Annotated in this window: 23 protein-coding genes and 1 pseudogene; 12 read left to right on the plus strand and 12 right to left on the minus strand. The window is 71.0% G+C overall.

Translation table 11 applies throughout. The annotated features are described in order from the left end of the window. The first annotated feature begins 2 nt into the window (after positions 1–2). From ACRYR7_RS02585 to ACRYR7_RS02595, 3 genes are read left to right on the plus strand one after another with little or no spacing between them, the layout of a single operon-like run. Positions 3–2450, plus strand: a complete 2448-nt coding sequence (locus ACRYR7_RS02585; RefSeq protein WP_432570492.1) for a GAP1-N2 domain-containing protein — start codon at positions 3–5, stop codon at positions 2448–2450. Position 2451: 1 nt separating this feature from the next. Next, a complete protein-coding gene (locus ACRYR7_RS02590; protein WP_432570493.1) occupies positions 2452–4170 on the plus strand; it encodes a TRAFAC clade GTPase domain-containing protein in 1719 nt (572 codons plus the stop codon). Then, on the plus strand, positions 4167–4676 hold the full coding sequence (locus ACRYR7_RS02595; RefSeq protein WP_432570494.1) for a hypothetical protein: 510 nt from the start codon (positions 4167–4169) through the stop codon (positions 4674–4676). Before ACRYR7_RS02590 ends, ACRYR7_RS02595 begins: the two co-directional genes overlap by 4 nt. Before the next feature lie 530 nt (positions 4677–5206). Here the strand turns inward: ACRYR7_RS02595 and ACRYR7_RS02600 are convergent. Then, positions 5207–5557 (minus strand): annotated as a pseudogene (locus ACRYR7_RS02600) (transposase); the annotation flags it as partial. An 81-nt stretch (positions 5558–5638) separates the two neighbouring features. Here ACRYR7_RS02600 and ACRYR7_RS02605 point away from each other — a divergent pair. Further along, the gene (locus ACRYR7_RS02605; protein ID WP_432570495.1) at positions 5639–5932 is read left to right on the plus strand and encodes a hypothetical protein; all 294 of its coding nucleotides are present in this window, start codon (positions 5639–5641) and stop codon (positions 5930–5932) included. Between the two features lie 96 nt (positions 5933–6028). Here the strand turns inward: ACRYR7_RS02605 and ACRYR7_RS02610 are convergent, their stop codons facing one another. The 6 genes from ACRYR7_RS02610 to ACRYR7_RS02635 form a co-directional block, all read right to left on the minus strand. Next, positions 6029–6556, minus strand: a complete 528-nt coding sequence (locus ACRYR7_RS02610; RefSeq protein WP_432570496.1) for a hypothetical protein — start codon at positions 6554–6556, stop codon at positions 6029–6031. Between the two features lie 293 nt (positions 6557–6849). Continuing rightward, positions 6850–7161, minus strand: a complete 312-nt coding sequence (locus ACRYR7_RS02615; protein ID WP_432570497.1) for a hypothetical protein — start codon at positions 7159–7161, stop codon at positions 6850–6852. Between the two features lie 501 nt (positions 7162–7662). After that, positions 7663–8463, minus strand: a complete 801-nt coding sequence (locus ACRYR7_RS02620) for a hypothetical protein (RefSeq protein WP_432570498.1) — start codon at positions 8461–8463, stop codon at positions 7663–7665. A 149-nt stretch (positions 8464–8612) separates the two neighbouring features. Continuing rightward, entirely contained in the window at positions 8613–8996 is a 384-nt protein-coding gene (locus ACRYR7_RS02625; RefSeq protein WP_432570499.1) for a hypothetical protein, read from the minus strand. A gap of 343 nt (positions 8997–9339) precedes the next feature. Beyond that, positions 9340–9516, minus strand: a complete 177-nt coding sequence (locus ACRYR7_RS02630; RefSeq protein ID WP_432570500.1) for a hypothetical protein — start codon at positions 9514–9516, stop codon at positions 9340–9342. Positions 9517–9852: 336 nt separating this feature from the next. Beyond that, positions 9853–10272, minus strand: coding sequence for a hypothetical protein (locus ACRYR7_RS02635; protein ID WP_432570501.1), 420 nt, complete (start codon positions 10270–10272; stop codon positions 9853–9855). Positions 10273–10739: 467 nt separating this feature from the next. Here ACRYR7_RS02635 and ACRYR7_RS02640 point away from each other — a divergent pair, with 467 nt between their 5' ends. The 4 genes from ACRYR7_RS02640 to ACRYR7_RS02655 all read left to right on the plus strand — a co-directional run bounded on the left by ACRYR7_RS02640 (position 10740) and on the right by ACRYR7_RS02655 (position 13812). Further along, positions 10740–11249 carry a helix-turn-helix domain-containing protein gene (locus ACRYR7_RS02640; RefSeq protein WP_432570502.1) on the plus strand — a complete coding sequence of 170 codons (510 nt, stop codon included), beginning with the start codon at positions 10740–10742 and terminating at the stop codon, positions 11247–11249. 91 nt (positions 11250–11340) lie between these two features. Next, entirely contained in the window at positions 11341–11964 is a 624-nt protein-coding gene (locus tag ACRYR7_RS02645; RefSeq protein ID WP_432570503.1) for a hypothetical protein, read from the plus strand. Continuing rightward, positions 11961–13199 (plus strand): DUF6545 domain-containing protein, encoded by a 1239-nt coding sequence (locus tag ACRYR7_RS02650; protein WP_432570504.1) that lies wholly within the window; start codon positions 11961–11963, stop codon positions 13197–13199. Before ACRYR7_RS02645 ends, ACRYR7_RS02650 begins: the two co-directional genes overlap by 4 nt. Continuing rightward, on the plus strand, positions 13189–13812 hold the full coding sequence (locus ACRYR7_RS02655; RefSeq protein WP_432570505.1) for a phosphoesterase PA-phosphatase: 624 nt from the start codon (positions 13189–13191) through the stop codon (positions 13810–13812). Before ACRYR7_RS02650 ends, ACRYR7_RS02655 begins: the two co-directional genes overlap by 11 nt. Before the next feature lie 563 nt (positions 13813–14375). Here ACRYR7_RS02655 and ACRYR7_RS02660 read toward each other — a convergent pair. Beyond that, positions 14376–15128 (minus strand): helix-turn-helix domain-containing protein, encoded by a 753-nt coding sequence (locus ACRYR7_RS02660; protein WP_432570506.1) that lies wholly within the window; start codon positions 15126–15128, stop codon positions 14376–14378. 694 nt (positions 15129–15822) lie between these two features. Then, entirely contained in the window at positions 15823–16101 is a 279-nt protein-coding gene (locus tag ACRYR7_RS02665) for a hypothetical protein (RefSeq protein ID WP_432570507.1), read from the minus strand. Between ACRYR7_RS02665 and ACRYR7_RS02670 the strand changes: the two genes are divergently transcribed. The 3 genes from ACRYR7_RS02670 (at position 16084) to ACRYR7_RS02680 (ending at position 19591) form a co-directional block, all read left to right on the plus strand. Further along, positions 16084–17727 (plus strand): nucleotide-binding protein, encoded by a 1644-nt coding sequence (locus tag ACRYR7_RS02670; RefSeq protein WP_432570508.1) that lies wholly within the window; start codon positions 16084–16086, stop codon positions 17725–17727. The genes ACRYR7_RS02665 and ACRYR7_RS02670 overlap by 18 nt on opposite strands. Before the next feature lie 239 nt (positions 17728–17966). Further along, entirely contained in the window at positions 17967–18317 is a 351-nt protein-coding gene (locus ACRYR7_RS02675; RefSeq protein WP_432570509.1) for a YciI family protein, read from the plus strand. A gap of 17 nt (positions 18318–18334) precedes the next feature. Further along, positions 18335–19591, plus strand: coding sequence for an RNA polymerase sigma factor (locus ACRYR7_RS02680; protein ID WP_432570521.1), 1257 nt, complete (start codon positions 18335–18337; stop codon positions 19589–19591). Between the two features lie 192 nt (positions 19592–19783). Here the strand turns inward: ACRYR7_RS02680 and ACRYR7_RS02685 are convergent, their stop codons facing one another. From ACRYR7_RS02685 to ACRYR7_RS02695, 3 genes are all read right to left on the minus strand, one after another. Next, a complete protein-coding gene (locus ACRYR7_RS02685) occupies positions 19784–20200 on the minus strand; it encodes a PIN domain-containing protein (RefSeq protein WP_432570510.1) in 417 nt (138 codons plus the stop codon). Then, a complete protein-coding gene (locus tag ACRYR7_RS02690) occupies positions 20197–20457 on the minus strand; it encodes a type II toxin-antitoxin system VapB family antitoxin (protein ID WP_432570511.1) in 261 nt (86 codons plus the stop codon). The genes ACRYR7_RS02685 and ACRYR7_RS02690 overlap by 4 nt, the downstream gene beginning before the upstream one ends. 195 nt (positions 20458–20652) lie before the next feature. Beyond that, positions 20653–21402, minus strand: coding sequence for an alpha/beta fold hydrolase (locus tag ACRYR7_RS02695; protein ID WP_432570512.1), 750 nt, complete (start codon positions 21400–21402; stop codon positions 20653–20655). Between the two features lie 90 nt (positions 21403–21492). On the opposite strand from ACRYR7_RS02695, the gene ACRYR7_RS02700 reads away from it, so the two are divergent. Further along, the gene (locus ACRYR7_RS02700; RefSeq protein WP_432570513.1) at positions 21493–22500 is read left to right on the plus strand and encodes a helix-turn-helix transcriptional regulator; all 1008 of its coding nucleotides are present in this window, start codon (positions 21493–21495) and stop codon (positions 22498–22500) included. Positions 22501–22582: the final 82 nt, after the last annotated feature.

Genomic DNA, 22582 nt, shown 5'->3' on the forward strand with positions numbered 1-22582 from the left:
CGGTGGCCATCCTCCAGATGCACTACACGAGCCTGGCCAGCGGTCCCGACGGACGGCGGGGCTTCCAGGTCAGCGCGAGCACCGGCGGGATCTCACCCGTGCTCGAGGACGCCGCCATCAAGGCGAGCGCTTACCGCGCTCCTGCCGGAGCGGCGAGCGAGACACCTGAGGAGATCGACCGGCTGCCGGTCAGCCTCGGGTACACGTGCGTCGACGGCAAGGTCGTGCTGTACCAGAGCCGGTACGTCGGTCAAGACTTCGCCGGTCGCCAGGGCAACTACTTCGCTCACGCGCTCGTCACCGACACCAGAGCCTTCGACGGCCTGCGCCCGATCGACACGTGGCGCGCACCCTCGTGGGACCAGTGCTCTGCGCCGGCGGCTGCTTTGCCGCCGCTGTCCCGCCTGCAGCCGGGGTCCCTGGCAGACCAGGAGGCCGTCGACCGCTTCCTGCGCGGTGGTCGGCTCTCGATGCTGGCACCGATCGCGGCCGCCGTGCAGAGCGCGCTGGTCGACCCGCGCGAGAGAGTCGTGCTCGTCTGCACCACCTCTGATGAGGCCGCCGCGTGGATCGCAGCCGTGACCCACGCACTGCCGCGACACCTGGCGCTGGCGGTTACCTTCACGACGTTCAGCGCGGCTCCCCTCGAAGCAGACGTCATGCTCATCGGCACCGTCCGCGGCGTCACCGTTGGACACGATCCCTTCCGCCCTCAAACGATCATCGACCTGACGCGGGAGCACCCGAAAGCGGCAGTCACTCCGTACGCCGCCTGCGTGGCGGAAGCCTGGGCGGTCGGTCCTGCGCGCGTGCAGCAGCTGGTCACCCTCGCTGAGGCCGTCCACTCGGAGCTAGTGGCGGAGGAGCTCGACGTGCTCGCCGACGTCCACCTTCTCCTGGCAGACGGTACCTGCGATTCAGACCGCACCGCGTCAGCGCTCGAATTCACGCAGAGCCGCCTTGCGCCGGAGACGAGCAGAGCAGCCATGGAAGCAGCGGCGCGACTTGTAGAGGGTGAGCGGTCTCTGCAGGACGCGGACACGTGGGGCCGGGTGATCGACCGGGCCGATCGTTCCGGGAACCACCTCCCGAGCGGCGTGGTCGACGTCTACGCACGCGACTTCCTCGAGCGCGCCGTCGAAGGCTCAGTCGTCGCAGCGCCTCAGGACGCCGCTTCGGTCCGCGCCGCGCTGGATCGCGTCGGCGGTGGCTGGGCGCTGGACCGGCTGCGGATCACCGGCACGCTGGCTGAGTCGATCGCCGTCCTCACCACGCTCACGCGGTCGCAAGTGCGCCTCTCTGCTGAAGCACTGGTGGCGCTCGTGGACGCCGCCTACCTGCCAGCGATGCTGACGGACCCCTCACCGGACACGGCCGACCTGGTGGCCGGCTCACCTCATCGGAACGCCGTGCTGGACTACGTGTGTCGTCGCCTGGAACAGGTCCTGTCAGACCCCGGCTCGCCCTCGCACCAGCTCGCGCTCGCCCTGCCAACGCCAGCTGCCCGGCTCCTGCACGAGCACGGCCAGCCGGGACCAGCTCTGAGGGACGTGGTCGTCCCCGTTCTCGTGGCGGCGGGCGAGCTCAGCCGCATCGGGGGTCTGGCCGAGCTGGTCCGGCGCGGCTCGGCGAGGACCGCCGTGCACGACGTCGACCGGTGGATGGAGGTGTTGTGGGTCGAGCCGCCCACCGCTGAGGAGGCCGTCGGCTTGTTCAGGATCCTGGACACGCAGACGCTCGCCCGCACATCGGTGCCTGACCTGCTGGTGCAGCGCCTCCTCGAGGACGCGAAGGCCGGCGCCTTGAGCCCAGGGGACGCCGATCTCGCCGACCAGCTGCTCCAGGAGCCTGTCGGCGCGGCGCTGGGGCCGGGGCGCTCCATCGTGGAGGCCGTTCGTTGGGGTGCCTACTTCCGCGGCTCCCCGACGGACACCGGCGCAGCGATCGCAGCGGCGCAGACAGCGTCGCTGTTGATCCCCCACGTGGGCGTCGACGTCTCCCAGTGGCTGTTGCGCGCCGTGGTCGACTGGACGCTGCAGCTGCCCGATCCCATCGACCACGTCGATGCGCTGGCGAGCGTCCACGCAGCCGCGCCTGGGGACTTCCTTGAAATGTACGTGCGCCGCGCCGCGCAGCAGCTACCTCGGCAGCCGGCTGATCGGCTCGCGCGCATCGCGGTCACGTGGGCTACCTTCGCCGTCGCCGAGGGTGGTGACGCCCGGCTCGTGGAGCGGACGCTGCCAGAGGTGGTCCGACAGCGGCGCAAGCGCGAGCTGGACGACGTGGGCCAAGCACTGGAACGCATGCGGGCGGAGCTGGACCCCGTGCGGTGGGTGGTGCAGGACCAGGGTCATCAGGAGTGGAGCGCTTGGTGGAGCGCCGTGCGAGAGGCGAACGAGCGACCGAGCGCCTTCAACCGAATCTTCCGCCGGCGAAGGACGGACGCCTGACGTGGGCTACCTCATCGTCTTCTTCATCGGGCTCTACCTGGCCCTGCTCGTGCTCTGGTTCTCCTTCGCGGTCTTGGCTCCCCTGGCCGGCGCCGTGGCCGCGGTGATCGCCGGAGTGCTGGTGCTCGTCGAGTACGCCTCGGCGTCCTCGGGCGTCTTCGCCGGCTCAGCGCCCATCGACAGGATTGGTGTCGAGCCGTCCGACGATCCGCGCCGTCGGCACGATTCGGCCTACCGCAGCTACTTCCTCGGTCCAGTGCTCCGCGACTACCAGGTCGTGGTGCAGACCGCCACTCGTCACTCGTGGGCCCGGGTCTTCTCCAGCGGCTCGTCCGGCGACCCGCGAGCCGGGTGGATGCACCGAGAGCGTGGTGCGCTGATGTCGCAGGTGCTCAGCGCTTGGGGTCGCTACGACTCGAAGATCGCGAAGCTTCTCCTCGCCGGTCCCATCGTGGGTGGCGCCGTCGGCCTCGCTGCGGGCGCTGCAGCAGCAGGCCTGCTCACCGCCGTGATCTCCATCGTCTTCTGGATCGTCCTGCTCCTGGTGGTCGCCGCTGCGGCGACGACGGCCTTCGTCCTGCGCATCGCGGAAACCATATCCTTGCGGGTCCGCGGGATCACGCTGGAGTGTCCCAGTTGCCATGAGCGCATCGCCAAACCCGCCTACCTGTGTGCGCACTGCCCACCTCACCGGCCGACGATGCACCGGAACCTGGTGCCTGGGACGCTCGGGGTCTTCCGGCGTACCTGCCGCTGCGGGAACTCGTTGCCCACCCTGCTGGCGGGTGGCAAGTGGAAACTAGCAGCGCGGTGCCAGCGCGAGCAGTGCAACGCAGCCCTGCCGACCAAGGTCAACACCACGCCGACGTTCCACGTGCCCGTCGTCGCGGGGACCGCGGCGGGCAAGACGGTGTTCATGATGGCGGCCACCGCGAGGCTGGAGTCACAGGCCAGGTCATCGGATGGTGACTTGATCTTCGAGTTCGCCGACGAGGGCGCCAAGCAGCAATACGTGGCAGCTCGCAAGGCGCTCGAGAACGCCAGCTTGAACCGCATCAACCCCACCTTGCCCGGCGTTTCGCTGCGCGCTTACACCGTCTACTTGGGCGGTGCAGGGATGCGAAAACGACTGCTCTACTTGTACGACTCGGCCGGCGAACGGTTCGAGCACCGCAGCGGCCTCGACCACTCCAATTTCCTGGCCCTCACGAGGGGGGTGGTCTTCATCATCGACCCCTTCGCGCTCGACAGCATCCGCCGGCTCGCCGGGTCGGAGGTCCTCGAGAACGTCACGGCATCAGTGGTGGAACCAGAGGACGTCTTCAGTCGATTCGGCCAAGCATTGCGCGAGGCGTTGAAGTTGAAGCCCGGGCGGAAGTTCGACGCCTCCGTCTCCGTAGTCATCACAAAGGCTGACGCTCTCTTGCGGTCGCCGTCAGTTCCGCATCCCTATGAGAGCCTGCATGCAGAAGCGGATGCTGCGGATCGCGCTGCATACTCAGCCGCGGCACGCCGGTGGCTCATCGACGTGGGGGGTCAACGAAGCTTGGTCGCGCTCATCGAGAACAGCTTCACCTACGCCGACTACTTCGTGGTCAGTGCCTTGGATGCCTTCACGGTCACTGTGCGGCGAAGCGGTCGAGCGGCCACCGGAGTTAAGAACGACGACCCTAGTGCTCCGGTCACCTGGCTCCTCGGCCAGGGCAGGAGGCGGGCGTGACGGTCGTGATCCCGAGAGCGATCCGGCGAGGTCGGCACCTGGCCGGTGTCCTCCTCGCGGTCACCTCGGTGGCCACCATTGCAGGAGTAGGCGGATTGGGTTACTGGTCGTACACGCACCCGTCGGTCACCGCTCCGATCAGCGCTGGACAGTCGGCGAACGCGGCGCAGGCGCTCCAGCAAATCTCCGGTCGGTGGGTGGGTGAAGTCCAACAAGCCGGCTACGGCAGCTGGACCGCCGACGTCACCTTCCGCTCGGACGGTGCCGGCACCTTCTCCGGCGAAGGTGCGTTTCCGACCCTCGGTTGTCGAGCCACCTATAACCTCGTGCGCATCGACCGGAGCGGCATCGACCTCATCGAGAGAATCACCGAGCAGGCGCCGAACGGACAGTGCCTCGATCCCGTGTACGTGACGTTGCAGGCCAACCCCGACGGGACCCTCGACTACCGGAGCACGAGCAACAGCTCAATAGAATTCCAAGGAAGACTCACCAAGCAGGGATGAGCCCTGCGTGAGGCAGTCTGCTGTCGTCGCTGGGTTGGCCTCGAGTGCACTCGAGCACGCTTCCCGCAGGCCCGTCTCACGGCGCTCGCGCGGAAAAATCCTGTGAGAGGAGCAAATCTGGATGCTGAGGCGCAAGGCTCTGCGTCCATGGGATGTCTCGTCTTGCTGGTGGGAGTCGGCGTCTTCGCTGCCGGTCTCCTGTCGGCCCTGGGTGCATTCGCCAGCGTGTACTTGTCCGTGCAAGATCCATCCCTCAATGCCGCCGCGGGGCTCATCGGTGCGGCGGCCACGGGTGCGGCGTTCATGGTGGCGGGAGTGTGCATTATCCGACTCGGCAACAAGATGATGAGCGCTGGGTCTTGTGGTTGCGGAGGTCTTGGCCCCCGCAAGGATTGGCATCCAGGCGGGAGCGCTTACACCGTTCCCTGCCCCCGATGCGGAGCCTCCGCCTGAGCGCATCGACGCTCCTGATCTAATTACGGCAGCGGATCGGGTGATTGCGCTGCGGTGGTGTCTGACAACTTCTTGCACTATGACGCCGGCAGCTTGCGGTAGCAGATCAGCGCGCACGCCAGCTGCAGCAGCCCTACGTGTAGATTCCCCCGAACCTCGTAACAGATCCGCAGTCGCTTGAACTGGTGCAGCCAGGTGAACATCCGCTCCACCACCCAGCGAGTGCGCCCGAAGCCTGAGCCTTGCCCGACGCCCCTGCGGGCGATGCACGGCACGATGCCACATTGTCGTAGTGCGCGGCGGTAGACGTCGAGGTCGTAGCCGCGATCGGCGTAGACGTAGCGCGGACGCAGGCAGGGCCGGCCGTGAACTCCGCGAACGGTCGGCAAGGCATCGACCAGCGGCAGCACCTGGGTGACGTCGTGGCGACGGATCTACACTTGGGGCTGCTGCAGCTGGCCTGCGCGCTGATCTGCTACCGCAAGCTGCCGCCGTCATAGTGAAAGGAGTTGTTAGTCGAGGAGGACCACGCCGGCAAGGTGCTCATGTACCGCATCGGCGAGCCGGACCCCTCCCTGCTGCCTGACGCTCCCGGCCCCTCGACCCAGCAGTCGGCTGACGGCTCAGCCGCGAACGACGAGACAGAAGCCCAGGAGCACGACTCCGGCGGTGAGCGGGCAAGCGGAGCCCTCGAGGACTCCGACGATGACGACGGCGTCATCGCTGAGCTGCGCTGGCTGCTGCGGGAGCTGCTCAGCGATGACGACGAGAAGGCACCCCGCTCCCAGCCCATCAGCGGGTGAGGAGAGCACGACGGTGCGCATCGGCTGCACCGCAGGCTCGGCTCCTCAGGCGGGAGCCGGGCCTGCGCTGGTCAGCGGCCGTGAAGGTGCGAGCGCTCAGCGTCGCTTGGCGGCGCGCTTCTCCTGCTGAGTGAGCTCCACGATCGTGCCCTTGGGGAGGTCCTGGGCCAGGTTCAGCTGAGCGAGGCGGTGCTCAGCGCGTCGGCGAGGGTTGCGCGGTGTCATGAGGATGCCGCGCTGCGCCTTCAGACCGGCGAGGACCGTCTGCAGGATCACCTCTTCGCGCTCGAGGTGGCTGAGGTAGCGCCGCACCCGCCGCTGCCAGGCCTGCTCGTCCTCCTCCACCTGGCGCGGCACGGTCTCGCGCACGCTCTGCTGCGCCCGACGCGCGGCCTTCAGAACCCGCGCCGCCAGCGCCGGTGTGCGGTAGGCCGCCTGCTCGGCGAGCTCGTCGTCGGAGATGTCGTGCACCGGCTCACCGTCCGCGGTGACGACGCTCGTCAGCCACCACAAGTGGTCGCTGAAGCCGCCGGCGAGCGCCTCGTCGTCCAGGGGGACGAGGCGCTCGACGTGGGCCTGGACCGCGGCGGGGTCAGGGGTGCGCCGGGAGCTGGCCTCAGGCATCGGGGTCGGTCCTCGTCGTAGGCGTGCAGCGGGCGGTGGCACGGATGGTGCCGGGGCCGACGAAGGTGCCGCGAGTCGAGATTCGAGCGCCAGCGAAACGCATCCCTCGACCCCGTGCCGAGCCGCACCTGGGGCCCTCACGGTTTGCTGGTGCACGGTCCTCCCAGCGACGACAGGATCCGTGCCCCTTGACAGCGCCTTCGTCGGTCCGGGCACCACCCGAGCCGCAGTGTAGTGCCCGTCCCGCTCACCCAGCGTGCCCGCGACCGCCGCACGCAGCGGCTGAGCGGCCCTTACGCGGACAGCGCCGCAGCCTGCGCCGGCACCTCGAAGGCGGTCCACGCCCCGCTGCGCTCGATCACGACCAGCGCGGCGGCGCCAGGACGCCCGCCCAGTCCGCGCAGCGCCGCGGCGCTGGCCGCGCTGCGGGCGGCGTTGAAGCCGGCGGTGCTCTCCCAGCTGCGGGAGTCGGCAAGCCAGCAGCCGGCGACCCCTTCCACGCGCTGGCCCACGCGCCAAGGCTCGCCCTGCCGGCGCTGGGGCAGGGCCAGGGCGACGACGGCGTGGTCGACGAGCTCGACCGGCTGCGCGTGCAGCTGCGCCACGGCCGCGTGCCGGGGCGAAGTCGTGCGTAGCGGTCGTCTCGCGCGCTGGGCTCGGTCAGCTCCCGCAGCCGGCGCGCGCCGGCGGGCAGGTACACGGTCAGGTCCACCGCACGCGCGGCCATCAGCGCCATGATCCCCAGCGTGCGCGCCTGCCAGGTGCGCACCGCTGCGGTGCTGGCGCCGGGGCCCTCGGGAGCCCGAGGTGATCCTGCGGTGATGAGCAGGCGCTGCAGCGGGCCGCGCAGCGCCGAGGTGACGTAGCCGTCCTCGGGCTCACCGGGAGCGGCGCCGGTGCTGGGAGGGGGCGGGGCGCTCTCGCGGTCCACGATGAGCACCTCGGGCAGCAGCGAGGGGTCCTCCCGGCGGCTGAGAAGTGCGCGAGCGCAGCAGGCGAGCGTCTCGCGCACCAGCGGACGGGTCTGCGCACCCGGCGCGTGCGTGATCGTGATCAGCACCTCCGGGCCCCCGGCCGCACCCGGACCGGACCCCGTCGCTGCCCGCTCACGCCAGCCACCGCAGGAAGGCGAGGGCGTCGGTGGGGTCCATGCCGGCGGCCTGACGGGCCTGCACGGGCGTGAGGAAGGCCGCCAGGTAGGTCACCAGGTGCGCCTGGGTACCGATGAAGGGCCCCCAGGGCGTCTGCAGAGCCACGCGCTCGCGCTCCGGTTCACCGGTCGAGCTCACGGACGTGGCGTGCTGCAGCACGCCGATGCAGCTGAGCAGGTCGGTGCGGTACTGCCGGCTGAAGCGGTGCTCGGTGCGCACCGCGGTCACCTCGAAGCGCACCAGACGCGGCAGGGTGCCGGCCTGTGGTCGCGCCAGCAGGCTCTCGCGCAGGTAGATGCGCTCGCTGGCGGGGTCGTGCTCCAGGCCGAGGAAGAGGTCGGCCACCGCCTCGACCTCGCAGGGGCGCGGGCCGTCAACCCAGCTGATGTTCAGCACCGGGCCCTCGTCCCAGCGCACCGCGTCGCGGTGCGCACCGCTGGCGGTGCCCCGGGCGCAGACGGTGCCGCTCTCCTGGCTCTGCGCGGCGCGCAGGAGCTGCAGGGCGGAGTGTCGACCGCGGCCGGGGGAGACGGTGAAGCAGGTCTGCGGCCAGCGCGCGTTGAGGCTGGCGCTGAGCAGTCCCGCGCTCTGCTCGACGTCGACGAGCACAGGGGCGCTGGTGCGCGTGTGCAGCCGGTGCGCTGAGTCACCGGTGACCGCCTCCGAGGTGGTTTCTCGGTGGATCGCCTGGCGCGCGGCGCTGGGGGAGTCGTCGATGCCGGTGCAGCGCTGGCGGGGGTCGGGAATGTCGTTCATCACGTCACCTGGACTTCTCGGGAGAGGAGGGCTCGGGGAGGCGGCGCCGGCGAAGCGTTGCGTGCAGTCGTTACGGGTAGCCGGTGGGTGTGGTCGGTGGGTGTGGTCGGTACGAACGGCCGGTACGAGGGACCGGCGGGACTGCAGCGTCAGGCGTTCGCGTCAGGGGCGTGGCGGACCCGCTCGACGACGGAGAGCACGTGCAGCACGGCGGCCAGGCTGGAAGCCGACAGCGACTGCGTCTCGCCGTGCTCGTCCGGCCCTCTGGTGAACAGCGCAGCACCGTGGACGGGCACCACGTCCTGAAGGTGCGGGTTGAAAGCCTGCACGGCCGCGGTCGCGGCCATGTTGAGCGCCGGCCCTGCGCGCCAAGAGACCTCGACCCACAGGTCCACCTCGTCCGACGCTTCGATCACGTCGACCGCATCCGTCTTCAGAACCTGCAAGAAGCCGTCGAGGAGGAACTGCTCGTCATCGCGGGGGATGCGCACCGAGCGCAGGTTCCCCTGCGGGCCGATGAGCACGGCATCCACGTCACCCATGGGGTCACTTCCTCGTCGCTGGGCTCGGCGGTGGTGGCCGGGTCGCTGTCCCGGTTGAACCGCTTGGTACGAGTACGGTAACTGTCAGTAGAAGACGACCGCAACCGGTGAGGGAATTTATTAATAGATTGCTAGTGTTCGGTGCTGTCAGTGGCTGCGGGTCTGTTCTGGAGCAGCCTTCGGTGCCGTCGGCGAGCAGTGCCGTCGGTCGCTGCCTCCTGCGGCCCGGGCCCTGCGCCGACCGCCAGCACCCTCGGTCGTGAACGCACGGTCGGCAGGACCTGCGCGGCCTGCCAGCTCAATCGCACCTGTCCGCTGAACACCGCCTGCGCGCTCAGCGCTCGTGCAGGCTCGGGTCCTTGCCGTGCGCGCACCGTCGTGCCAGGTGGGCCAGAGCGCCGGTGCGAACCAGAGGTGCTGCCTGCGCGCGGTGCAGCTGGCCGGCGATCTCCAGCAGTAGGGCAGCCAGCGCAGTGGGACTCAGCGGGGCTTCGTCGTCGGCCTCGAGCACGTCCTCGAGGAGGCGGTGGGCGTTCAGGGCAGTCGCGTGGCGAGGCGATCCGCAGCCTCGTGGCACTGCTCGATCAGCCACCGCCGCGTGAGACGCGGACGTCGGATCGACAGGTGAGCGTGCGGGGCGCTGGCCGGATCGGAGAACGGCTGTACCAGCTGGTGCGGCCGCAGCTGCGGTGCGCTCACCACGGCAAGCAGAGGCGGTCGCGGCGGTTGCACCGGCGAGCTCGTGAAGCCCTGCCACGTGGTCGTGAAGGCGTCAGAGCAGTCGTGCGTGCAACTGCGCGTACGTGCTGGAGCCTGCAGCGCAGGTGCGCAACCAGCGACCTGTTCGTCAGCGGCCTCCCTGCGCGTTCGACGCACTGTTCGTGGCTGAGGTCGTAGTCCCCGCTCGCTGCCGATCGCCCTGCGTCGACTCCACCAGGCCCAGCAGCGTGAACAGGCCCTGGGAGACGTCGGTGTTGGTCTCGGGGTCATCGCCGGCCGGGACCTCGCCGGAGCAGATGCGCTCCAGCTCCCGGCCGAGCACCACGTGTCGGCGCAGGTCGTCCAGGTCGGCGCTGAGCAGGATCAACCAGCCGTCGCGGTAGGTGAGGGTGAGGCCGGTGATGCGCTCGGAGTGGACGAGCCTGAGCAGTCGCAGGAGCTTCGGCGGCATCTGGCTGCAGTAGATGGGGTGGCCCAGGCGACGGCTGACTGTCTCCAACCACGTGTCCTGCGCGTAGGGGGTCGGCAGGTCCAGTTCGTCGACCAACCGCTCAATCTCGCGGTGGGCGCTGGGCCTGGTGGTGCTGCGGGACACGGTCCTCCCTTCCTCCTGGGGTCGGGTCGTCGTGCAGGTGGCGACTGGTGGCGCGGTGAGCCGCCGAGCTGGAGTGGTGGGCCTGCTCCACCCGCTGCGCTGGGTGGTGCAGGTGGAGAGGGGGCGTCACCTTCCTGTGGTTGCTGACGGGTCGAGGAGGTGACCTGCGACCTGCGTCGAGACGGGCCTGCTGCGTGTCCGGGGACCGGTTGAGGGAAGGGGGTGCGCATAGCCGTGCCTCACGATGCACCACCATAGACCTGTCGTGCATCTATGCACGACTCTGGTTGAGCGTCGCAGCAGCCGGTGTGTGGCAGGCTTCAGCACGCTCCGCTGTGAGGCCCTAACGTGTCGGAGCCGACGACGACGGTGACCTCAACGGGCATGGAGGACGCATGGCACCCCCGAATGACCCAGGGGTGTTCGCCGCACGGCTCGATCAACTGTTCGACCACGTTCGCCACCCCAGTGGCCGGCAGTACTCCCTGCGCGAAGTCGCCGACGGCATCAACGAAGCCGGTGCGGTGAGCATCACGCCGTCCCACCTGTCGCGCCTGCGCTCCGGTGCTAGCCGCAACCCCGGCTTCGACCAGATCACCGCCATCGCCGCCTTCTTCGGCGTCGACCCGAAGTACTTCCTCGAGGGCGATGAGGTGGCTGCCCGCACGAGCGCGGAACTGGAGCTGCTGGTCACGATGCGTCAGCGGGGCATCGAGGACCTGCTGCTGCGAGCGACCAACCTCAGCACGGAAGGCCTGAAGGTGTTGCGCTCAACCATCGAGGGGCTGGAGTCCGTGGAGGCCTTGCGGGCGAAGGACCCCCTGCGTCGACGCGGGTCCCGACACCACGGCGAGCCGACCAGCACGTCCGACGCGGCCCAAAGCCCCGGTCCAGCAGAGGGCACCGACACAGACCGCGAGCAGCCCTAGGAAGCCTTGGAAGCGGTCTCACAGTTTTCGCTCGCTCGCCAGGACGTGTGCATACTGCGCGGGTTCGTCGAGTCATGGAGACCCCCCGACCATGCGTTCATGCACCACCCGCAGCACCTGGACCACCCTGGGTGATCGAGCCTTGAGCTTGTACCTGCGCGCACGAGACGTCCTGGCCAGTCCCCGGTGCCGCCGCCTGGCTGACTCCCTGGCGCTGCCCGCCGACGCCGACGTCAGCGACCTGCGCGAGGTCGTCGAGCAGCGCACGGGGCGCGAGATCATCGTCAGCTACGTCTCGCGCCACCAGGTGCGCTCGATCACCGGCAAGGACGACGCACGCGCTGCCTGGCTGCGCAGGAGCGATCACGACCTGCTGCTGGTCGACGAGGCGGCCTGGCACGAAGGCCGGGCGCACAACATCCTGCACGAGCTGGCCCACATGCTCCTGGACCACCAGTGCGGCCTGAACCACCACCTGCAAGGCGTCTCCGCCGCCACCGCGCGGCGCATCCTGGCCACCGAGCCGGCACCAGCTGAGTCGATCCTGGCGCGCGGTGAGTGGCGCGACCCCGCTGAACGAGACGCCGAACTGCTGGCGACCCACCTGGGAATGCGCCTGCGACCGATGCAGGTCTCCGCTCCCCGCTCGCCGTCCTCGGCGCTCGCCGGCGTGCGGGTGCGCGCCATGCTCGGCATCGAGGAGGAGCAGGCGTGAGCATCCCGCGGCTGTGCATCGCCCTGCTGTGCTGGGTGACGGCCGCCTGGCTCCTCTCGCTCGTGCTGCGCGCGCGGCGCAGCGGTGAGCCGCGCACGCGCCGGCAGGACAACACCCTGCGGTTGCTGTGGGTGATCGGTGCCGCAGCGATCGCGTTGACCTTGAGCTTGGAGCCGATCACCCGGGCGTTGGACAGCGCGACCGGCCGGCCCGGCGTGACGGACCACGTCAAGCACCTGGTCGGCCTGGTACCCATCCGGCAGGCCATGGTGCAAGCCGAACTGCTCGCCGGCACGTCCCCGCGCTACCGGCTGCGCAGTGTCTCGGAGTGGATCTCGCGCCGGTGGCTGGTGGTCGCGCTCCTCCTGCAGGTCTGCTTCCACGTCAACAACGACCCCAGCGCCATGCTCGAACGCGACAACGGCCTGGGTGGCCACAGCGGGTTGATCTACTGGCTGGTGTTCATGGGGTACTTCCTGAACTCCGCGCTCGCCTTCACCCGACAGGCGCTGCGCTTTCGGCACCAGACCCGTGAGCCCACCGCTCAGCGCGCTGGCATGAGCGTCCTGGCCATCGGTGGTGCCGGGGCGATCACCTACGGCCTCAGCCGGGTCCTGGGCGCGGTGCTGGCTTCGGGGAACGGCGCTGTCCTCAGCGCAGCGACGGCCAACGTCGGCAACCTCGCCCTGGTCGTGGCGTTCACCGCGATCTGCTACGGCCAGTGGCGCAGCCGCAACACCTCTCCGCCGTCGTGGTTGCTGCCGCACTTGGAGCGCACGGCGAACCTGACGCGCACGAGCCTGCTGCGTGACATGGCGCGCGCGCTGCGCGCAGCCAGCCCGTCCTCCAGCGCGGGGCTGGTGGTGCTGAACCCCCGGGCACGCCTGCTGCGGCGCGAGCGGGAGATCAGCGACGGCATCAGCGACCTGACCGAGTGGATGCACGAGGACGACGAGGCCCACGCCCGCCGGCTGCTGCACGCTCAGCGCGACGACGAGGCCCTGCTGCTGGCCACCCGCATCGAGCTGGCCCGGCGGCGCAAGCTCGACGGCCGGGAACCCTCCGCCCCCTCAGCGCCCGCCCAGCACGATGACGGGCCGATGCTGCAACGCCTCGCAGCTGTCTACCCGCAGGCCGTCGACCTGGCCGAAGTCGTCCAGCACGAGCGAAACCACGCGCAGCGCCACGTGCGCTCTGCTGGGGCGAGGGCGAAGGGCGCTCGAAGTGTCCGTTGACGCCACCGGCACCTCCACCAGCGCACCCACCTGGTCGACGCGAGCCGCGGTGGTGCTCTCCGACGTCTTCGCCCCGCCCTGGGTCATGCTCGCCACCCAGCTCGTCGTGGCCTGGCACGTCACCTCCAGCGCCGCTCAGGCGCTGCGCTGGGCGGTGCTCACCGGCATGTTCACCGCGGTGGTGCCCTACGCCTTCGTGCTGCTCGGTGTGCGCCTGGGCCGCTGGAGCGACCGGCACATCCGGCTGCGCCACCAGCGCCTGGTGCCGATCCTCTTCGGGTTGAGCACCAGCGTGCTCGGACTGCTGCTCCTGCGCACCTGGGCAGCGCCCACGCAGCTCCTCGTCGTCCTGGTCGCGATCATCGCCTCCATCCCGCCCTTCGTGCTCATCAACGTCTGGTGGAAGATCTCCGTCCACGCCGGGTGCATGGGCGGCTCGCTGGTCGTCCTGACCGACGTCCTCGGAGCCCCTGCCGCCCTCGTCGGCGCAGTGGTGATCACCCTGACGTGCTGGGCTCGAGTGCGCCTGCGCGACCACACCACCGGCCAGGTCATCGTCGGAGCCCTGCTCGGCGCCGTGATCGTGGCCGGTGTGTACGTGCCGCTGCACTAGATCTGCCGTGCTCCACCCGTGCTCCTCGCCGTCCCCGGCGCCGGCGCGCGCACAGCGCCCACCCGAACTCTCCCGCGCCGCCCTGCTGGCCACTCCGGCGTGCCCGATGCGGTCCGCATCGCGTCCTGCGACTGTCACCTCGGGTCCGGCGAGCCCCGAGGTCCCCTATACCACTGCCACCGTCACCGTCACTGCCACCGCACTGAGCCTTCTCACCGCCGTGATCGGCGCGCGTGCCGTGCGGGTCGGGCACTGGGATCCTTCGCCGTCGGCGCGCACGAGGAGCTGCCCGTCGACTCGCGCGCGACCTTCGGCTGCGCATCGCCCACCCCGAAGCCGCTGCGAGGAGGGACGCTGGCAGGTCAGCGCCCCGACCCGGGAGCGGCGGCAGGACCCCGGCGTGCTGGGGTGCTCGCGGCACCGGCACGAGCACGGACGGGTCCGCTGCTCAACGATGGGCGCTCACCGCTCGCGTTGACGATGGTGGCGCCGCTCGTGCGAAGGGAAATTGCGGTTAGGAGGGTGCTACCTCGCGGAACCTTCCGTGCGGAAGGCCGAAGGATTCACGACTGCTTTTCTTCGGGGGTTCCACCGTGCTTGATGATGTCCAACTGGCTGAGCTCCCGGGCGATCTTAGCCAGGGTCCGCTGCGTCTGCGGTGTCATCCTCGCCGCGTTGAGCGCGATGTCGCGCACGCTCTCGTTGCGCATCGCGGCGGCCAGGGCTTCCTCTGCTGCAGAGGGCTTGTGTGCCTTGGTGGACGCGTCAGCGGTGAAGAAGTAGTTGATCTCCACGCCGAACACTGCTGCTAGGGCCTCGAGCGCTTCCAGGCTCGGGTTGGTCTTTGAGCCGTTGCGCAGGGAGAGGATGTAAGAAGTGCTCAAGTTGTACCCGAGCTCAGCGGCGCGCTGTGAGATTTCTTTTCCGGTGAGCGGCTCGTTCGTGCTGGGCGATACGTGATTCTCGAAGAGGTACCGCATCCGCTGCAGGACGAGGGCATTGCCACGGCCGCCGCCGGAGGCGCCGCTGGCCATCCACTTCCTCCATCGCCCGTCTTCCGGCATGAGCACGATCCGCGTGCCACCGCAGGAGTCGCACTGCAGACCGGCGGTGTGCCCGGTCAACACTAGCGGGAGCGGTGTGGCGAGCGTGGGCGCCTGCTGCGATGCATCTGCGTCCGCGACGGCCGACGTGCTGAGCGTGGTGATGCGCGCCTTCCGCGCCGTGTCGGCCAGGCCCGTCGGCGCAGAGTCCAGGACGCCGAGACGGTGGCCCGCCACGGTGGGTGCGGAAGGGTCGACCTGGGGCGTCGTCACCCTCCTAGCGTAGTGACCGTTACTCTGACAGAGTGAAGAGGCCGGTACGCGCGTTGCGGCCCACAGCGAAGCCGCGATCCGCGGAGCCTGCACGACCGCCTCACCCCACCAGCGACTGCCGTACGTCTCGGAGGACGTCATGACTGAAGCTTCCAGGACCGCCCACCCGGACCACGACGCCCTCGCCGAGTCCGCCTCCAGCGTGCAGCCTGCTCGACCTGCACGTCGAGCCCCCGGGCTGCGCGCGGCCCCGCGGAGTGGTGACTCCGGCGGTCCGCGCAGGGCACCGCGGCTAGGTGAGGGCGCTTCGAGCGCGCCGGCGGCGCCTGCTGCCGGGCGTGAGAGCTCCGCGCGGCAGTCCACCGAGCAGCAAGAAGCAGCGGTCGAGGTCACCACGGCTCGACGCCCGCCGCGCATGCCGAGCTCGCGCACGCGCACCACGGCCGCCGCGAGCGTGCGTGCCAGCCAGCGCGCCGAGCTGAAGCGCCAGCAGCAGAAGCAGCAGTCGGCCGCCGCTCAGCCAGTCGAGGACCAGCGTGAGCAGAGCGAGCAGGAGCCGGCGGACGCCTCGGCCCCTCAGGCGAGCACCGCCCGCGCTGCAGCGATCGCCGTCGCAGCGGTAGAGCCTGCCGGAGCGGCTGGTGGTCAGTCTTCGCGCGCTGCAGCCGCCAACCCGTTGGAGGTGACCGCCGAATCACCGGCCGCGGCCCAGCCGGGCACCCTGGTCGGTCGCCTGCACCGCCTCAGCGCTCCGGCGGATCCGGTCTCCACCACCGGCGCCCGCGTCGACGCCGACCGCTGGGCTGACAAGGGCACTGGAGGCGACGTCGACGCCGAGGGGAGCGTCGGGCTGCTTCAGGGGGCAGCCACGTCTCTGCCGCGGGCGGCCCCGCACGTCGACGTCATCGAGTGCGGGGAAGCGGTAAGCGCTCAGGGCGCTGAGACGCGTGAGCAGGTGCACGAGCGCGAACACGCGCAGGGTGCGCCCACCTCGCCGGTGCAGGACCCGCGCACCGACGAGCGCAGCGAGGACGGGCCTGTCGTCCGCCACCGGGACGCCGCGCTCAGCGCTTCGGACGGTGGGGCCACCCGGGAATCCGTGCACGGCGACGACGTCGAGGGCGTTGAAGTCAGCAGCTACGTCGTCCACGAGCTCCTCGAGGGCAGCGAGGAAGTAGACGACGGCACGCAGGAGGAGTCGTCGAGCTTCATGGGCGCCGTCGATGCTCACCTCGTCGAGCAGGAGCTGCAGCAGCTGACCTGGCCGGGCGTGCAGCAGTCGCAAGCCCCCGTGCGCCAGCTCCTCGCCACGCCGCAGGCCCAGGCGCGCACGGCCCCCCGGGGCGGGCAGGAGCCAGAGGAGAGCTTGGTCGAACCACCCATCACGCCGGCCGGGAACGCCGCGGTGGACACCAGCGCGGAGGACGAGGACTTCATCCGCCGCTACCGCGAAGCGACGCTGCGCGATGCCGCTCCGCTCGTCTTGGCGGACACCACCCGCCCCCGCAGCGGCTGGCGCGGCGCCACGGCCCGCGTCACCGCCGGCCGGGTGATGCCCTCCCCGACGCGCCAGCAGATCGAGCACGAGAACCTGCTGGCCCGCATCCGCCGGCCCCTGCGCGACGGGCGGCACATCGCCGTCATCTCCTTCGGCAGCGGTGTGGGCAAGACCGTCACCACCGGCCTGCTGGGTCAGGTCTTCAGCACCGTCCGCGAGGACTCCGTCGCGGCCGTCGACTGCGACCCCGTGGCCGGCAACCTGCTGCACCGCTTCGCCACCGTCGACAACCTCAGCCTGCAGCAGATGCTGCAGCAGAACGACCGCCGGCCGATCCAGTCCATCCGGCAGCTGAGCCACTACGCCGTGCGCAGCCACCGCCTGCACCTGTACCGGGCGGACCACTCCCGCGCCGCTGGCCCCTTCGGCGAGGCCGAGCACGCCCAGGCCCTGCAGGTGCTCATGCGCTTCCACGACATCGTCATCACCGACATGGGTCCGGGCGGCGTGCACGAGATGCCCAAGGCCTTCGACACCGTCGACGACCTGGTCATCGTCGCCGGCACCAACCTGGACGCCGCCACCCGCTCCTCCCAGGCCCTGGACTTCCTCGAGGAGCTCGGCCACCACGACCTGGTCAAGCGCGCCTGCGCCGTCATGGTCTCCCGCTCAGGCAAGGACAGCGCCCTGGCCCGCGCCCGGCGCGGCGGGGGCGTGCACGTGGAGTCGCTGATGGACCACTTCCAGCGCCGCTGCGGCTCCGTCGTCCTCGTGCCGTACTCCGCGGCGCTGGCCGACGGCGTCCACGTCAGCATCGACACCGCCGGCTCCGACGTGCGCGACGCCTACATGGACGCCGCCGCCGCCCTGGCCGGCAACTTCCAGCCGCACGAGCACACCCCGGTGCCGGCGCCCAGCATCCCGCTCAGCGCCCCGCTCAACGTGCAGCCCGAGCCGGACCAGCCGCGTGCACCGCGCGCCCCGCGCCGGCACTGGTGGCAGCGCGCCCACCGCCCCGTCCCGCTGTCAGAAGGTGCGGTGGGCGATGCACTGCCCGGCCTGATGGAGCTGCCCCACTACGGCCGCGCGCGCCAGCCGTAGACGCCGCGGCGCCCAGAGCGATCAGGGCGGCCGCGCGGCAGCTCATCGGGTCACCGCGCCGGCGCAGCGCGGTGACCCGATGCCCTGAGGGCGCTGTCTGCGGGCGCGCCGCAGCACGGCAAAGCCGGATGCTTCGAACCCGGCGAACTCTGTCCCGGTGAGGTGTCGATCCAGACCGGTGGCGTTCGTGTAGAGGTTGAGCGCCGGCACCGGACCGGCCCGGGGCACCAGGAGGAGCCATGACCCAGTACCTGCTCAGCGTGATCCAGCCCGCCGGTGAGCGACCCGCGCCCGAGGCCATGGCGCGCATCGGTGCGGACGTGGCCGCCTTGCACGAGGAGCTGCGCGCAGCCGGGGCGTGGGTCTTCGCCGGCGCTCTGCACGGGCCGGAGTCGGCCACGGTGGTGCGCCTCGGCGGGGAGGAGGGGCAGGAGGTGCTGCTGACCGACGGGCCGTGGATCGAGGCCAAGGAGCACCTGGGCGGGATCTGCGTCATCGAGGCCGCGGACCTGGACGCGGCCCTGGAGTGGGGACGCAAGGCGGCTAGGGCCACGACCCTGCCCATCGAGGTGCAGCCCTTCCTGGGCTGAGCCCCGTGCCCGACCCCGTGCCCGAGCTTGCGCCCGACCACGGATCCACGTCAGCGCCGCGAGTCGGCGTCGAGGACGTCGAGAGCGTCTTCCGCGCCGAGCACGGCCGTGCGGTCGCCGTCCTGATCCGCCTCCTCGGTGACATCGACGCCGCCGAGGAGGCGGTGCAGGAGGCCTTCACCACCGCGGTGCAGCGCTGGCCCACCACGGGCCTGCCCCCCAGCCCGGCGGGGTGGATCATCACCACCGCCCGCCGCCGGGCGGTGGACCGCCACCGGCGCGAGTCCACCCGCGCTCGGCGCCAAGGCGAGGCCGCGCTGCTGCACGCCCCGGCCGAGCCCACTGAGGAGGGTGCTGTGCGCGATGAGCGGCTGCGGCTGGTCTTCACCTGCTGCCACCCCGCGCTGAGCACGGCGGCGCAGGTGGCCTTGACGCTGCGGCTGCTGGGGGGCTTGAGCACCCCGCAGATCGCCCGGGCGTTCCTGGTGCCGGAAGCGACGATGGCCCAGCGCATCGTGCGGGCGAAGAAGAAGATCCGCGATGCCGGCATCCCCTACCGGGTGCCGCACGAGGCGGACTTGCCGGCGCGGCTGCGCGGGGTGCTGGCGGTGCTGTACCTGATCTACACCGAGGGGCACTCGGCGAGCTCGGGACAGGAGCTGGTGCGTGCCGAGCTGTGCGCCGAGGCGGTGCGCCTGACGCGCTCGCTGGCCGAGCTGATGCCCGATGAGAGCGAGGTCCTCGGGCTGCTGGGCCTGCTGCTGCTCTCGGACTCGCGCCGCGGCGCCCGCACCGGTCCTGGTGGTGCGCTGGTGCCGTTGGGCGAGCAGGACCGCTCCACCTGGGACCGGGCCTTGATCGAGCAGGGTCAGGAGGTGGTGCGTTCCTGCCTGCGCCGCGCCCGGCCGGGGCCGTACCAGCTGCAGGCCGCGATCGCCGCGGTGCACGCCGACGCGCGCACCGCGCAGGAGACCGACTGGGCGCAGGTCCTCGCTCTCTACGACCACCTGCTCGCCCTGGTGCCCACCCCGATCGTCGCCCTCAACCGGGCCGTCGCCCTGGCAGAGGTCGAAGGACCAGCCGAGGCCCTGGCCGTCGTCGAGGGTCTGGACCTGCCCGACTACCCCCCGCGCTACGCCGTCCGCGCGGACCTGCTGCGCCGGCTCGGACGCCGGGAGCAAGCCCTCCACGCCTACGACGAGGCGATCACCACCGCCGGCAACGACGCCCAGCGCGCCTACCTCACCCGACGACGCACCGAACTGCAGCCCTGACCTGCGACCGGACCCGCCCACGCACCCACCGCAGGATCGACCACAGCCGACGGCGTGCCCCGCCACCCCTGCGCGACCGCGCGGTCATCGACGCTGCAGGACCTGCGGCGGCCGTCGTGATCGCGCCCGATCGCCGGCACGGCGCTGAGATCGGCGCAGCGCTCCGGTCGAGCGCAGGGCGCCTCGACGGGATCACGCAGCGGGTGTGCCCCGCGGAACCACCCGCTCCTGCTGCAACGAGCTGACGAGGGCGATCAGCTCGAAGTCCTTGTCCAGGTGCAGCAGCGTCAACTCGTGCTCGATGGCCGTGGCCGCCAGCAGCAGGTCCACCGGTCCAGGTGCCCGGTGCCAGCCCCGGTGGGTGAGGCGTTCCTGCAGCTCCTGCGCGCGGGCGCTGATCTGGGCGCTGACCTCGATGACGGTCATGGCTTCGGTGACGTCGGCGATGACCTCGCGGTAGTCCTGGGGGGAGCGGGCGGAGAAGCCGATCTCCAGCACGCTGGGTCGAGCGATGCTCAGCAGGTCCTCGCGCAACAGGTCGTTCAGCCGGGCGGCCACGAGCGGTTGGTGCCAGCGCGCGTGGGCGGACTTGTCCAGCAGGAAGCTCACGCAGCGCCTTGCGCTCGATCGCCGGCGGCCGGTCCTTCGACGTCCTCGCCGGCGTCCTTGGGGTGCTCCTGCAGCAGCGGGGCGAAGTAGCCGCCCTCGGCGCGGGTGATCAGGCGTTCGGCGGCGGCGCGGCGGCGCTCCTGGCGCAAGGTCGCGCGCAGGGCGGCTTCGACGGTCTCGCGCTTGGTCGTCGTCCCGGTGATCGCGGCCACCTGGGCGAGCAGGTCCTCGTCGATGTCGATGTGGGTCTTGCTCACGGCGGACCTCCTTGTTGTGTACACATCAAGGGTAGCTGATGTACACGAGGGTGGCTACAGTCGCGGCGCCGGCCGGTCACAGGCCACTGGAACGACTGGAGCGACTGAGGGGCATGGGAGAACGTCCTGGCCGGCGCCATGAGGGCGCTTCTCGCGTGAAGCAACGGGGCGCCAGCGCCCGGCCGTACCCGGTCATCACGTTGGTGACGAGCGGCTGACCGACTCCAGCACCTCGGCGAGCTGCACCGGCCGGCTCACCATCGGCCAGTGCCACGTCGGCAGCTCCACGTAGGTCCAGTCGCCCTCGAGCATGTGCGCGAACACCGGCGAGGAGGGCGCCAGCTGCCGCAGCTGCTCGAGGCTGAAGCTGCACAGCACGCCCGTGCGCGGCAGGCGCTGCCAGGCGCCGGTGAGCGCGACCGGCTGGGTGGCGGTGCGCCAGGGCTGCGGCTGCGAGCCCTCGACCAGCGCCGCCACGGCGTCCTCGTCGACCTCGGGCACCGCGGCGGCGAGCACGGCCCAGGGCGGCGGTGGCAGCTTCCAGCCCTCGCCGCGTGTCACGACCAGCTCTTGGTTGGCCGCCCGCGCCTCGGGTCCCTCGAAGTCGGCCTGCGCCGTGCCCTGCGGCAGGGGACCGGAGTCGATGTAGACCAGGCGGGCCACGCGCTCCGGCGCGCGGTCTGCCGCACCGGTCGTCACCAGGGCGCCGTAGCTGTGGCCGACGAGCACGACCTCGTGCAGGTCGTGCTGCTCGAGCAGGTGCACGACGTCATCGATGTGGGTGTTCAGGTCGGTCTGCGGCGAGGCCAGGTGCGCGCGCTCGCCCATGCCGGGCAGGTCGACGGCGTGCACGACGTGGCCGCGTGCGCGCAGCGAGTCCGCGACGGCGCGCCAGACCCGGGCGCCGAGCCAGAAGCCGGGGACGAGGACGTAGGTGGTGTTCACGACCGCAACGCTAGGGTGGTTTGTGGACAGCCCCCGCCCGGTATCCAGCACGTGCTTCACGGTTCTTCTCAGGCAGCCCGGAGAAGAGCCGTGACCCGCCCCACCGCACGCGTGCTGGCGATGCTGGAGCTGCTCCAGGCGGGCGGGCAGCACACCGCCGGAGATCTCGCCGCGCGGCTCGGCGTCGATGAGCGCACCGTCCGGCGCTACGCCGAGCACCTCACCGACCTCGGGATCCCGGTTCAGGCGCAGCGGGGCAGGTACGGCGGCTACCGGCTCTCGCCGGGCTACAAGCTGCCGCCGCTGATGCTCACCGACGACGAGGCGCTTGCCGTCGCACTGGGCCTGCGGGCCGCGGAACGCGCGGGGCTGGCCACCACCGAGCACGCGGCGACGGCGAGCGCGCTGGCCAAGGTCTCGCGCGTGCTGCCGCGCACCCTGGCCCGGCGCCTCGACAATCTGCTGTTGAGCGCACGCTTCACGACCCCGGCGCACGCCGGCTCTCCCGCCGGCGCCGACACGCTGCTCGACCTGGCCGGGGCAGCGCAGGCGCGGCGCACCGTGGTGATCGACTACACCGCCTGGGACGGGCAGCAGTCGCGCCGTGAGCTCGACGTCTACGGCCTGGTCTTCCACGCCGGCCGGTGGTACGCCACCGGGCACGACCACGGCCGCGACGACGTGCGGACATTCCGCCTGGACCGCATCGCCTCAGTCAGGCAGGACGACGGCTCCCACGACGGCTCCTACGTCGTGCCCGCCGACTTCGACGCGACGACGCACGTCGTCTCCGGCATCGCGGCGGTCGGGTGGTCGCACGAGGTCGCCGTCGTGCTGCGGACCACCCTGGCGCACGCGGGCGAGCGACTGCCCCCGAGCGTGGGACGGCTGAGCGAGCACGTCGACGGCGTGCTCCTGCAGACGCGCGTGGAGCACCTGGACGGCATGGCCCGCATGCTGGCCGGGCTCGGCTGGGACTTCGAGGTGATCACCCCCGACGCCCTGCGCGAGGAGATCCTCGCCCTGTCCGAGCGCCTCCGGGTCAGCGCGGTGCGCGGCGCGGCCGCCGGCACCACGGCTGGTCCCCGCAGTTCGTGAGCGACGCCACCCGGCCTCACACCCCCAGCTCGTCACCGCCCCTGACGGTGACGGTGGGAACGCTCTGCAGTGCAGGTGCTGT

Source organism: Kineococcus gurbantunggutensis (assembly GCF_050871925.1).
GTDB lineage: Bacteria > Actinomycetota > Actinomycetes > Actinomycetales > Kineococcaceae > Kineococcus.